This window comes from Pleionea sp. CnH1-48 (assembly GCF_024124665.1).
Lineage (GTDB): Bacteria > Pseudomonadota > Gammaproteobacteria > Enterobacterales > Kangiellaceae > JAMXSB01.
In genome coordinates, this window is sequence record NZ_JAMXSB010000013.1 from 18,862 (window position 1) to 31,801 (window position 12,940).

The window sequence follows — 12,940 nt, forward strand, 5'->3', positions numbered from 1 at the left end:
TCAATTCCTAATAATCAAAATGCAAAAAAGCACCGATAATCGGTGCTTTAAAAATCAAACTTCCAACGAGTGCTCAATAAAGCCTGCGGATTTCACACTATCATCGATGGCTTTTAAGGTACTCAATAAGGTTTCAATCTGGTGCATAGGAAACACATTCGGTCCATCGCTTTTTGCTTCGGATGGGACTGGGTGAGTTTCCATAAAGATGCCCGCAACACCCGACGCTATAGCCGCTCGAGCCAGTACAGGTACAAACTCTCGCTGTCCGCCAGAGGTTGCGCCTTGTCCACCGGGCTGCTGAACTGAATGCGTAGCATCAAATACAACTGGACAATTCGTTTCACGCATAATCGCTAAACCACGCATATCCGACACCAGAGTGTTGTATCCAAAGGATGCACCACGCTCACACACCATAATGTGCTCATTACCTGTCGCTTTTGCCTTATTCACAACGTGCGTCATATCCCAAGGAGCCTGAAACTGGCCCTTTTTGATATTAACGGGCTTCCCCGCCTCACACACTCGTTGAATAAAATTGGTCTGACGAACAAGAAAAGCCGGTGTTTGTAATACATCAACAACACTGGCTACTTCATTCATCGGTGTATCTTCGTGAACATCGGTTAGCACAGGCACGCCAATTTGATCTTTAACGGCCTGAAGAATGCGCATGCCTTCTTCTAGTCCTGGACCTCGAAAACTGGCATGAGATGAGCGATTCGCTTTATCAAAACTCGACTTATAGATAAAAGGAATGCCCAGACGTTGGGTGACTTCTTTTAAGTAACCCGCAGTATCCAGCGCCAACTGTTCACTTTCGATCACACAAGGACCAGCAATCAAAAAGAAAGGTTGGTCGATACCGACTTTAAACCCACATAGTTCCATAATCTGATCCTCGTTTTAAATTAAGCGTTTCTTTCGTCGTTATAGCTGCGCGCCGCATCAACGAACGCAGTAAATAACGGATGGCCATCACGTGGCGTTGACGTGAACTCAGGGTGGAACTGACAAGCAACATACCAACGGTGACCCGGTAGCTCTAAAGTTTCTACCAGATGTTGAGCCGCAGAGAAGCCAGAGATCTTAAGACCCGCCTTTTCTAAACGCTCAATGTAATTATTGTTCACTTCGTAACGATGACGATGACGCTCAACAATCACATCACTGCCGTAAATTTCGCGCATCTGAGTACCACCAACCAGTTCTGAAGGTTGTGCACCTAAACGCATAGTGCCACCCAGATCAGAACTTTCATCACGGGTTTCAACAGAACCATCTTCGTTGATCCACTCAGTGATCAAACCAACAACCGGATGGGGTGTCTCCATTTCGAACTCTGTACTGTGAGCGTCTTCAAGCTTGGCAACGTTACGTGCATACTCGATAACAGCAACCTGTAAGCCTAAACAAATACCCAAGTAAGGAATGTTATTTTCACGGGCATATTTTGCCGACAATATTTTGCCTTCAACGCCACGCTCACCAAAACCACCAGGGATCAAGATCGCATCGGCGTTACCCAGGACTTTCTCAGCCCCTTTCTTCTCAACATCTTCGGCGTCAAGGTATTCAATATTAACTGAGAGGCGTGTTTTCAAGCCTGCATGAATAAGGGATTCAGTTAATGATTTGTAGGCGTCAGTCAGATCCATGTATTTACCGACCATAGCAACGGTCACTTCACCTTTTGGATTCGCCTGCTCATAAAGAACCTGTTCCCACTCATCCAGATTGGCTTCAGACACATCCAGATTGAAGCGCTCGCAAATGAGCTGATCCAAGCCTTGAGAATTCAATAAAGAAGGAATGCGGTAAATGCTGTCCACGTCTTTCATCGAGATAACGGCTTTTTCTTCGACGTTAGTGAACAAGGCAATTTTAGCTTTTTCGCTAGGGGGTAATTGGCGATCTGAACGGCAAATCAAGATGTCTGGCTGAATACCAATAGAGCGCAACTCTTTAACAGAGTGTTGGGTAGGCTTGGTTTTCAACTCACCAGCAGTCGCGATATAAGGCAACAAGGTTAAATGCATGAACAAAGCGCGTTCACGACCTAATTCAAAACCTAACTGACGAATCGCTTCAAGGAAAGGAAGGGACTCAATATCACCAACGGTACCACCGATTTCGACCATGGCAACATCAGCATCGCCAGCGCCTTCGATAACTTTACGTTTAATTTCGTCAGTAATATGAGGAATAACCTGTACCGTACCACCCAGATAATCACCGCGACGCTCTTTGCGCAATACATCGGCGTACACTCGACCGGTGGTAAAGTTGTTCTTTTGTGACATACGGGTACGAACAAAACGTTCGTAATGCCCTAAATCCAGGTCGGTTTCGGCACCATCATCAGTCACATAAACTTCACCGTGCTGAAAAGGACTCATAGTACCCGGATCAACATTGATATAGGGGTCCAATTTCAGCAAAGTGACTTTTAAGCCACGTGCTTCTAATACTGCTGCCAAGCTGGCTGATGCGATGCCCTTACCCAACGAAGAAACCACACCACCAGTAACAAATATAAATTTCGTAGCCATCAAAACCCACCCATTGTGTAAAACGACCTCGGTTTACCGAAAAAACTTAACGAGTCAGCACTCAGGTTGTCTGAGCACCGATAAAATAATTAACTACCTGCACGCGCAATTGACCTGACAATCAACAAATAAAAACCAGCCAAACCCCGCTTCTATTAAGGAGTTTAGCGTAACAATTGGTCAATTTTGGTATCTTGCGAAGAGTAGTATCAAGACGGGGTAGTAGTATAACAAATATGGCACTTGGCATGCGAGTAGAATTTATGCGCAGGCATCTTGCGTATCTCAAAAATCTCGTTACACTGAGGAAGCTGTCTCATTCTCGATTGAAGACTCCACTAACGTTGTCAATACCAGTTGAGACACTCACTCATGATTAGCTTTGGGAAACCTATCACTAAAGGATATAGGAGCTTGATAACAAAGAGTTTATATCCCGAGAAAAAGGCTTTCTGATTCAGTAGTCTAACGGTAATACCTAAAGGACTAACTCAGTGAGAATATCAAGTAAGTAGTAGTTGTTTTAGTAGGATTTAATAACCAAAATTATGGGATGCAATGAATTGATACAATGCGTTACGATTCTACGACATCATTTTTAACTATTTAGAACGATGATATAGCCTCCGATTTATCGCCCTCAAAACATATAGCTGATAAAGAAGCGACAAAATAAGAGAAGTATATTTATGAACAAACTATCCCTAGTCTTGCTGACTGGAACCATAACATTAGCAGGATGTGATTCTGCCAATACTGCGTCTCAGCCAGCCAAAACACAAGCAACGCCAGATAAAGCCATGACTCAACCAACCCAACCAGCAGCTCCTGTCGCCAAAAAAAGCCCTCACCCGATGGATATTCACGGCGATAAGCGTATCGATGACTATTATTGGATGCGCGACGATAAGCGCGAAGACAAAGAAATTCTCGCTCACCTCGAAGCAGAAAATAAATATACCAAAGCCGTCATGGCTCATACCGAGCAATTCCAGAAAGAACTATACGACGAATTAATCGGTCGCTTAAAGAAAGATGACTCTAGCGTTCCAGCTCTAGAAAATGGCTACTGGTATTCCACTCGCTATGAGGGCGACAAAGAATACCCTGTTTTTGTTCGTAACAAAGACAAAAGCAAGCAAAAAGAAGAAATCATTCTTGATGAAAATGTATTGGCCGAAGGTCATGATTACTTCGCATTAAGCGACATTGAAGTCAGCCCCGATAACAAGCTTTTAGCTTATTCAACGGATACTTTGAGTCGTCGTATTTATACCGTTGAGTTTAAGAATCTCGAAACTGGCGAAATGCTGGCAGACAAACTCACAGGTACCGACGGTGGTATCGTTTGGGCCAACGACAATCAAACAGTTTTTTACATCAAAAAAGATCCACAGACTCTACTCGGCTATCAGGTCTATCGTCACAAACTAGGTACGGATCAAAAAGATGACGTCTTGGTTTATGAAGAAAAAGATACAAGCTTTTATACCGGCATAGGGAAGTCAAAAGATCGTTCAACGATTTCTATTTATCATTCCAGCACTACGACACAGGGTGCATCAATGATAAACGCCGATACACCAGATGCTGAGTTTAAGCCTTTCGCTCCTCTTGAAGAAAATATCGAATACGCTTATGGAAAGCTGGGTGACTGGTTCTACATTCGAACAAACTGGAAGGCTAAAAACTTCCGTTTGATGAAGGTACATAAAGATCACACAGCGGATCGTTCCAAGTGGGAAGAAGTTATTGCCCACAACCCAGACGTATACTTCCAGGATTTTGAGCTGTTCGAAAACTATCTGGTTACCAAGCAAAAAGTTCGTGGACAAATTCAGATAAAAACCATCGAATGGAAAACAGGCAAAGAAACACCTGTAACCTTTGATGATGATGTTTTTGTCGCAGGCTTTAGTGCTAACTATGAGCAAAACACAGATACTTTAAGACTTTACTATAGCTCTATGACAACACCTTCTAGCGTCTACGACTATAACTTAAAAACGGGTGAGAAAACGCTAAGAAAAAGAGATGAAGTCATTGGAGACTTTAAACCAGAGAACTATCACAGCGAACGTATCTTTATCAAAGCGAGTGATGGTGTAGAAGTTCCTGTATCCATCGTTTACCGTAAAGACAAATTCAAGAAAGATGGAACCAATCCTATCTATCAGTATGGTTATGGCTCCTACGGTGTCACAATAGAACCCTCCTTCTCGGCTTCTCGATTGTCTCTACTGGATCGTGGTGTTGTTTATGCTATTGCCCATGTTCGTGGTAGTCAGATGCTTGGACGTCCATGGTATGAGAACGGCAAGATGTTCAACAAAAAGAACTCTTTTACTGACTTTGTTGATGTCACAAAAGCTTTAGTTGAACAAAAGTATGGCGCAAAAGACAAGGTCTTCGCGGTTGGCGGCAGTGCCGGTGGTCTGCTCATGGGCGCTATCGCTAATATGGCACCAAAGAGCTATCTGGGCCTGGCAGCTCATGTTCCTTTTGTTGACGTGGTTACTACCATGCTAGATGAAAGTATTCCTTTAACCACCAATGAATACGATGAGTGGGGAAATCCTAACAACAAAGACTCTTATGACTATATGCTGTCTTATTCTCCTTATGACAACGTCAAAAAGCAGGACTATCCTCATATCTTAGTCACCACGGGTTTGCACGATTCTCAAGTACAATACTTCGAACCAGCTAAGTGGGTTGCCAAATTAAGAGACTTTAAAACTGACGATAATCGTTTGTTGTTTGATGTCAATATGGAAGCAGGCCACGGTGGCGCTTCAGGTCGTTTCCGTCGTTACAAAGAACAGGCTCTTGAATATGCCTTCTTCTTTGATCTGTTAGGTATCAAAAAATAATCTCCTGTAGTCACTCCACCTGACCCCGTCAGGTGGAGTATTCTTTAATTAACTTCCGTGTTAGTTCACCGCTTAATATTCATAACTCGCCGGGTTTTGCGTTAACGGCGATTCCTCAATGACTTTTCCACCCAGATGATGGGCAACGGCACAAGCCGCATTGATACCAGTTTGCAACGCACCTTCAGTCCAACCACCTTGCCATGACACGCTGTCTCCAGCCAGATACACACCTGTATCGAAAGAAATGCAATCGGCTTTGCGTAATGAAGTCTGAAATTGATAATACAAATCTCTAACGTAAGTTTCTTGCCCAGGGTAATCCACTTTAAACGCACCGTAATAATGGGGTTCTCGTTGCCAATCGACATTCATCACACGAGCATTATCTCGATCAATGTGTTGTGCAAACTCGGGACAGATGTCCTTTATATTGTCATACAGCAATTGATAACGTTGCTCCGGTTCAATGGCTATCAACTTGGTTGAGTCATCTCCCCAGGTATAGCTAACAAGCAACACGCCTTTATCAGTTTGCTTTCCATAATCCAGACAGTAGAGACCGCGCACCAGTTCATCGGTCTGAATATTTTGCGGTAAGGATTTATCTTTTAACCAAAACTTATCCTCAGTAAAGACGAACATTTTTGATGAGTTCATCATATGAACTTTTCGTACACCATTTTTTACGGGCTCTTTGATGGTGTTACCTAACGTCATTCCCATCACTTCCATGGAACGCGTAGTCGTAGCAACAATAACCGAATCAAACACTTCTTCTTCAATCGTTCTATCAGCAAAAGACAACTTGATTCTATGGCTACTATCGCCCAAGTACTCAAGTGCAGCCACTTCATGTTTCCATCGAATAGAATCGAGTTTTCTTAAAGAAAGATGTTCACCATCAGGTGTCAGAACTTCTTTTTCATAAAAGTTTTTCGGCAGGCTGGAGATGCCTTCAAGCAGCAATTGTTGCTTGTACTCGAGTCCGTCAACAATCAACCTTAGCATTTCTAAAAAACAAACCTGATACAAAGGACCAAATCCACCACTACCAATCCCTAATGCTCCAAAGGCTCCCAGCTGCTTTGTACCCCACTTAGGAATGCCTTCAACAATAGCCGTTAAGAAACTAACATCTTTGTATCGGGTGATCAGCCCTTGCCAGTGAGATTGTGCCTGCTGGTATTGGCCATTGCGTAAGCAAGCAGTAATCTCATCGACGCCTAACGAACTTAAAAAGTTTTCCCAGTCTTTTTGAATTTGTGCAAAGATGCCCGGTGGCTGTGAGGCGTTTGGCTCCCACCGAAAACGCTCATTTTGATAGTAAAGCAATGTTGGCACCTTGCCTGGATCTGGAAATTTATTACTTAGGGTCAGATCAAACTCATTTACATAATGAGTAAATGCAGCCGTGTGGGGAAATCGCATTGCCCCCATCTCGGCAATTGCGCCTTCGGCATCATCTTGTGTTTTCGACCAGGCGCGTCCTCCCAATCTTGACGATGCTTCAAACACGACAGGTTTAAGTCCTGCCCTTAACAACTCGTAGGCCGCAACCATACCCGCTTGCCCGGCTCCGATAACAGCCACCCTCGCATTACGTTGTGAGGGTTCGAAGCTCGCAATAGGCTGCGACTTCACTTTGTTTAAAAAGGTTTCATAGTTATATAAAGTATCAATAACTGCTGGAAACCGAGCCGTTTCGTGTTCAGATAGTGCCAATAACGAAGGGCTGAGATTACTTAACAATCCATAACCAGGCATTACATACTCCTCCTCTTATTGCTTAGACACCAACAATGCCTTAGCAAGTTGTCGACAAATTGCGTTTACTGCACATTGGAATATTAGGCGCGATACGAAAAGGCAGAGAATCAGGCTTAGGCTTGTTGATAAATTTAATGGCCATTTGCAAAGCCAGCCGACCTAATAATTGTGGTTGATCCGAAGGCGCAGCTTTTACTAACCCTCGCTCGATTTCGTCGGTTAATGCAGGACTATAGTAGGTTGCAAAAACCTGAGTAATATCTTCATGGCCCATGGTCGCTAAAATATGCGCAGCCTGTTCGGCAGCAACAGCGTTGCCAACGATATAATCCACATGAATATTTTTGGCCATAACATCTTCGATTAACTCCCGTTGCTTTTCTGCCTCAGGGGTTCCCCATCGAGGCTCAATCAATTCAAACTCTCCAGAAAAGCTTCGTAAAGCCTCGACAAAACCATATAAACTTTCTGGAGCCCATCCGGCATTGATCGGACCAGGAAAAAAAGCTACACGAACTTTATCTTTTTTACTCTTAATCGCATCTTGAATAATAGCCTCTCCGACCTTTTTTCCCATATCTGAGAAGGCAACCATTACTTTTCCACACACCGCCTGGGCATAGATATCATTGACCACCGCAATAACGGGAACTATGCTTTCTTGATTATCTTGCTTGAAGCATTGATTTTTGGTGGCTGCTAAAACTAGCTCATCCATTGCCCGATAATGCATCGAAGCCAGAATAATGGCATCCACACTCTCATCTAATAGCTGTTGGAATTGATGTTGATGCTGTGAAATTGCTGAGTAGCCGTCGCTATACTTTAGAACAACATTAATGTTCCACTTTTTTGCTTCTGCATAAATACTAGATACCACGGGTTGCCATGCGAGATCATGCTCTGGATTATTTGGTAACAAAACCCCAATTTTTAGAGGTTCAGGTAATGGAGAAAACTGAAAGTGCCAAGGTTCATTATCTAGTCGAGTTAAAGACTCAGCAGGCATCCCACTCATCTTGTGTTGAGTAAGATAAGGACCAATAAACTGAGAAAGCCGTATAGCATCAGGGTGTTTATCTTTCTTTTGAGCTTGATGGCAACTATTGACCCAACTCAACAGAAGAAAAACCAATACTAATCGATAGTACATGATGAACTCCTCTGTAGACCTAACTGTACGGCAAGAGAATTTGGCAATCTTGTTTTAGCATCAATATAGCTATGCTTTAACTGAGCAATGGTTAAGCCCTTTGCTGAAGTTAAGTTCGCACCGCATAAGTTCACTTCATCAAACCAGGCTCCAGAGAAATCAGCCCCTGATAAATCAGCACCTGAAAAAGAACTTTTTTGGATCTGTGCACCAGCAAAATGTGCCCCTTTCAGATCGGCGTTAGAGAAGTCGGTATGCAGTAATTTGCTCGAATAGAAAATGGCTTGTCGCGCATTGGTATCAATGAACAAAGCTTGGTTAAAGTCCGCTTGAGAAAAGTCAGCCTGATTAAAAGATGAGTGAGTAAAATTACTGCGATGCAGTCTGGCCAATATAAAGCGACTTTGATTCATTGTGGTTTTCCAAACGTGCGCATCTTTCAAGTCTGCCAAATAAAAGTTGGCCTGGTTTGCCTGAGCCTGATTCATGGTAATATGCCGCATAATAGCCATAGAAAAGTCAGCCTTATTAGCGGTAACAAAATCTAAAGCGGCTTCGGTCATATCAGCACGAGAGAGGTGACTATTAGACATTTTTGCCCCCGTTAATCTGGCCGAACGGAAATCAGCCAGATGAAAGTCACCATCCGACATGACCGCAAAAGGCATGGAAGCGTTAACGAACCTGGCTCGATTAGCAATGACATTTCCTAACTTAATATGCTCCATCTTGGTATTGCTTAATATGGACTTAGCCAGGTTCGAGTAACTGAAATCTGCATGTTGCAATATCGAGAACTCTAGATCGGAATCGACAATATCACTGCCTTGAAGCGTTGACTTTCGGAAAGATGCAAACTTCAGATTTAAGTGAGAAATATTGACACTTTTTTGTTTTACAAGCTCATTATCCTTGTCGTTTGTATTCTCCAACCGTTGGCTTAGTACTTCATTTCTAACATCTATGTTTGCGTTGAATGGATAAGGTATTTGATAGAAGCAATTAGCAATGGTTATCAGAGATAGCGATGCGACTAAAATAAAGCAAGGTATGGTGAAAGAATAGCCTACATGAATTTTACTACGTGTCTTAAAATGATTTTTAATAAGAGCCAGCAAGTAAAAAGTGTGGAGAACAATGATAGATAACAAAATCAAGTGCAAACTTGATCCAATCCAGTCATGTCGTTTTAGAAACGAAAACCAGTAGCACAATAAAGTAACCGGTGTAGCTGAAAAAATAAGGAAGGTCGCTATTACTACCTTTAATTTTTCTGAGCTTTTTCGCCGTGATGTAGCTCGCAAAAAAGGTGAGTATGCTTCGATAAGTTTACCAAAAATCGATGCATTCACCTTGCTGATAACTTTTGTACCATCAGGAAAGATAGAAGGTAGCAGTGAAACTTTTTTCCAGTAGTTAGTGAGCTGTATATTAAAAGCAAAAGAAACGATGAATAATAAAAGAGGTGCCACATAATAAAAGCCAACCGTTGGCAATGACATCTCAATTAAAGGAAAAAATACGGTGCTCTCATTGAGTAACAGATCAACGTCGGTTGTTGAACCTATCGCCAACCATGAATAAAGGCACATAAGAGCCACAGTAAGAAAGTTGCGACGCAAGTCATCAGCGTTTTTCTCTGCACTTTCAATCGCGGTAAAGCTTATATCATCTGGCAACTGACAATAGGCAAGATTGGCACCAGAAAACTGTTCTTCATTAAGAAAAAGTGCGTCTTTTAAATCGGCACCTTCCAGGTTTGCGCAAAAAAAACGACAGTTTTTTAAACTGGCCTGGGCAAAGTTAGCTCCTTCTAACTGGCAAAAAGAGAAGTCGGTTCCATCTAGCTGTTGGCTAACAAAGCTGACATTAGAAAAATCTCTACAAGCATAGTTTTTCGTTTTTTCTGAGAGAGAAGTTTCAGCAGTGGAATCATCTACCTGGTTGGCCAGTTCAAGTTGCATGAAATATCCTTGACTCTGCTATTTCCTTAAGCAATATTTGCTCAATGAAACTCAAATAATGATATAAAGATGAGATATCTTATTTGAGTATGGCAGTATAAAAATCAATCATCAAGGAAGTGAATTAGAGTTAAACAAATCATCTCTTAATTGAGATGATTTGTTTGTGAGCATGATTTATATTGTTAGCTGTACTTAACTATCTTATGCTTTTTTCCAAAAGATAAAATCACGACGTCGAAAAACCTGAAACAATAATATCACGCCAGTAACTGAAAAAATAAATCCTGAAATGGCAAAAGAAATCAGTAATGGATTATTAAAATCTTTACGCTCGTCATAGTCCATAATATGCAGCATCCAGAAGAAATCATAAAATCGCCAGATATCACTTCTTACTCGCATCAGCTCACCCGTCACCGAAGATAAGTAAAAAGTAGTATTCCAGGTATCATCGAATCTGACCGACCATGCTGGTAAGCGAATACTACCTGCTTCTCTCACTTTCTCTGTCAGAGTAGAAACTTCAACAATAGACTCATCACCTGTGTAGTACATAGCAGCTAGTTCACGAACTCGAGCTTCATCGGTTTGTACAATCGCCTGGCCTGTCCCACCATTAAAATATCGAGTCTGTTGCTTATCTTTTATTTCGTAAATCGGCGTTTCGGCTATCCAACGCCATTTGATTTGAGTAGGCTGTATCTCATGTTCTTTGAGCAATTGATCAATAGAGTATTCATGATCAAATTGCCCTTCTCCAGACTTAAGAGGTTGATGCAGATGATTCCCACGCACGATTTCGATAGGTATGACACTCATCACAACGCCGCCGGATATCCATAACAACACTTGCAAACCAATGACAATACCCGCCCACTTATGGATCTTTCGGCTGTAACGATAGAGCGCTTTTTTCATAGTTTCTTATTCTCATCTTCAAACTTCTTATGCCAGAACGATAGCTTCCTATCATCTGGCTCCCCGCCACACAGACTCTACCAAACTCTTAATAACGCTACATGCCTAATTTGTCGTGATTTTTTACCTTGGTTCTCAATTGAACAAAAAAACATTTAACCAAAAGGTTGAATATAAGACCAAAACGATCAATACTTAACCAAATGGTTGAATATCTATTGAGGATTAACGTTGCATCACGACTCAGAAGAAGCTCTAGATCGCGTTTTTATGGCTCTGGCCGATAAAACACGCCGCCAGATTGTTCACTTGGTCGCAGAGAAAGAACGCACGATTAGCGAGCTAAGTGCTCCCTTTGATATGTCGATGGCGGCCGTATCAAAGCACGTAAAAATCCTAGAGAAAGCGAAGATCCTTCAGCGCCGGGTAGATGGCAGAATCCACTACTGCACTTTAGCTCCCGAACAACTGGCCCCAGCACTCGACTGGGTATCAATTTATCGTAATTTTTGGCAACAACGACTGGATACGCTGGACGACCTAATCACTCCAGCAAATGACAATACTTAAGAGGTTTAATCATGCATCAGCTTACTATCGAAAGAGAATTCAGCATCCCTGTTAGCGAATTATTTAACGCCTGGTCAAATATAGACGTCATTGCCCGTTGGTTCGCCCCTGGAGACATGACGGTTCCACATGCTGAAGTCGATTTAAAAGAAGGCGGCAATTATCAAATCGTCATGCAAGATCCTGACGGTAGCCAACATATTATCGAAGGTCATTATCTCAATATTGAAAAGGATAAAAACTTAACCTTTAGCTGGCAGTGGAAAGACAGCCCGACTAAAACTAAAGTACAGGTAGACTTTACCTCGATTGATGAGCAGCGTTCGAAACTGTCTCTGCTTCATACTGAGTTTCCCGACCAGGAAATGTGCGATAAACATCAGATGGGTTGGAATGGCTGCCTTGATAACTTAAACAAGCTGACTGAAGTCAATGCCTGATATCTTCAATTCAGAGATACAACGATAGGAGAAACTAATGGAACTCTATTACGCTCCCTTTTCAACTTACTCACAAAAGGTTTTACTCGCTCTTTACGAAAAAGAGCTCGAGTTTAAACGCAATGTCATCATGTTGCTCGATAAAGCCGTACAAAAAGAGTTTGCTCAAGTTTATCCTTTAGGGAAGATACCTTTACTCAAGAAAGAAGATGGGAGTTACCTTCCAGAATCAACCAGCATCGTAGAATATCTAGAAGTTCAGCATGGTTCTCAATTGATCCCAAAAGATCTTGAGTCGGCGGCGCTCGTTCGATCAATTGATCGAAAAATGGATCTTTATCTCAACAATCCAACAGTGACGTTATTATTTGCCTCAATGAAGCCAGAAGAAGAGCAGGATAAAGAAGCGCTAGCAAAAGCCCAAAAACACATCGACTACAGCTACAGTGAAATGAGTCAGTTGTTGGCCGATCATCAATGGTTGGCTGGCGACGACTTTACCATGGCCGACTGTGCAGCAATACCGACCTTGTTTTACGCACAACAGTTGTATCCGTTTAACGACTACCCCCAAATTGTAGATTACTATGAACGGGCCAAGCAACGTTCTTCTTATCAACATGTTTTAGAAGAAGCGCTGCCCATGTTAGAAAAGCTTAAAATGATGTAACCAATATCAGCGAGAGCTCAAAGC

Annotated in this window: 10 protein-coding genes; 4 read left to right on the forward strand and 6 right to left on the reverse strand. The window is 42.3% G+C overall.

The window, feature by feature from the left end:
* Positions 1-54: 54 nt before the first annotated feature.
* Both kdsA and NH399_RS19050 read right to left on the reverse strand, forming a co-directional pair.
* On the reverse strand, positions 55-894 hold the full coding sequence (kdsA, locus tag NH399_RS19045) for a 3-deoxy-8-phosphooctulonate synthase (RefSeq protein WP_253042778.1): 840 nt from the start codon (positions 892-894) through the stop codon (positions 55-57).
* 20 nt (positions 895-914) lie between these two features.
* Entirely contained in the window at positions 915-2,555 is a 1,641-nt protein-coding gene (locus tag NH399_RS19050) for a CTP synthase (protein WP_253042779.1), read from the reverse strand.
* A gap of 689 nt (positions 2,556-3,244) precedes the next feature.
* On the opposite strand from NH399_RS19050, the gene NH399_RS19055 reads away from it, so the two are divergent.
* Positions 3,245-5,428 carry a S9 family peptidase gene (locus NH399_RS19055; RefSeq protein ID WP_253042780.1) on the forward strand — a complete coding sequence of 728 codons (2,184 nt, stop codon included), beginning with the start codon at positions 3,245-3,247 and terminating at the stop codon, positions 5,426-5,428.
* A 72-nt stretch (positions 5,429-5,500) separates the two neighbouring features.
* Here NH399_RS19055 and NH399_RS19060 read toward each other — a convergent pair whose 3' ends face one another.
* The 4 genes from NH399_RS19060 to NH399_RS19075 all read right to left on the reverse strand — a co-directional run bounded on the left by NH399_RS19060 (position 5,501) and on the right by NH399_RS19075 (position 11,236).
* A complete protein-coding gene (locus NH399_RS19060) occupies positions 5,501-7,195 on the reverse strand; it encodes a flavin monoamine oxidase family protein (RefSeq protein WP_253042781.1) in 1,695 nt (564 codons plus the stop codon).
* Positions 7,196-7,235: 40 nt separating this feature from the next.
* Positions 7,236-8,351 carry a substrate-binding domain-containing protein gene (locus tag NH399_RS19065; protein ID WP_253042782.1) on the reverse strand — a complete coding sequence of 372 codons (1,116 nt, stop codon included), beginning with the start codon at positions 8,349-8,351 and terminating at the stop codon, positions 7,236-7,238.
* Positions 8,336-10,315 carry a pentapeptide repeat-containing protein gene (locus tag NH399_RS19070; protein ID WP_253042783.1) on the reverse strand — a complete coding sequence of 660 codons (1,980 nt, stop codon included), beginning with the start codon at positions 10,313-10,315 and terminating at the stop codon, positions 8,336-8,338. The genes NH399_RS19065 and NH399_RS19070 overlap by 16 nt, the downstream gene beginning before the upstream one ends.
* Before the next feature lie 204 nt (positions 10,316-10,519).
* Positions 10,520-11,236 carry a hypothetical protein gene (locus tag NH399_RS19075; RefSeq protein ID WP_253042784.1) on the reverse strand — a complete coding sequence of 239 codons (717 nt, stop codon included), beginning with the start codon at positions 11,234-11,236 and terminating at the stop codon, positions 10,520-10,522.
* A gap of 231 nt (positions 11,237-11,467) precedes the next feature.
* Between NH399_RS19075 and NH399_RS19080 the strand changes: the two genes are divergently transcribed.
* From NH399_RS19080 to NH399_RS19090, 3 genes are read left to right on the forward strand one after another with little or no spacing between them, the layout of a single operon-like run.
* Complete coding sequence (locus NH399_RS19080) at positions 11,468-11,806, forward strand: helix-turn-helix transcriptional regulator (RefSeq protein WP_253042785.1); 339 nt, start codon at positions 11,468-11,470, stop codon at positions 11,804-11,806.
* Between the two features lie 11 nt (positions 11,807-11,817).
* On the forward strand, positions 11,818-12,246 hold the full coding sequence (locus NH399_RS19085) for an SRPBCC domain-containing protein (RefSeq protein ID WP_253042786.1): 429 nt from the start codon (positions 11,818-11,820) through the stop codon (positions 12,244-12,246).
* Positions 12,247-12,283: 37 nt separating this feature from the next.
* Positions 12,284-12,916 carry a glutathione S-transferase family protein gene (locus tag NH399_RS19090; protein ID WP_253042787.1) on the forward strand — a complete coding sequence of 211 codons (633 nt, stop codon included), beginning with the start codon at positions 12,284-12,286 and terminating at the stop codon, positions 12,914-12,916.
* The last annotated feature ends 24 nt before the right edge of the window (positions 12,917-12,940 follow it).

Bases quoted from the DNA above. Each gene is read 5' to 3' on its own strand.
- NH399_RS19090 (WP_253042787.1), top strand. From the start codon at position 12,284: ATGGAACTCTATTACGCTCCCTTTTCAACTTACTCACAAAAGGTTTTA.
- NH399_RS19055 (WP_253042780.1), top strand. From the start codon at position 3,245: ATGAACAAACTATCCCTAGTCTTGCTGACTGGAACCATAACATTAGCA.
- NH399_RS19085 (WP_253042786.1), top strand. From the start codon at position 11,818: ATGCATCAGCTTACTATCGAAAGAGAATTCAGCATCCCTGTTAGCGAA.
- NH399_RS19060 (WP_253042781.1), bottom strand. From the start codon at position 7,195: ATGCCTGGTTATGGATTGTTAAGTAATCTCAGCCCTTCGTTATTGGCA.
- NH399_RS19050 (WP_253042779.1), bottom strand. From the start codon at position 2,555: ATGGCTACGAAATTTATATTTGTTACTGGTGGTGTGGTTTCTTCGTTG.
- NH399_RS19065 (WP_253042782.1), bottom strand. From the start codon at position 8,351: ATGTACTATCGATTAGTATTGGTTTTTCTTCTGTTGAGTTGGGTCAAT.
- NH399_RS19075 (WP_253042784.1), bottom strand. From the start codon at position 11,236: ATGAAAAAAGCGCTCTATCGTTACAGCCGAAAGATCCATAAGTGGGCG.
- NH399_RS19070 (WP_253042783.1), bottom strand. From the start codon at position 10,315: ATGCAACTTGAACTGGCCAACCAGGTAGATGATTCCACTGCTGAAACT.
- kdsA (WP_253042778.1), bottom strand. From the start codon at position 894: ATGGAACTATGTGGGTTTAAAGTCGGTATCGACCAACCTTTCTTTTTG.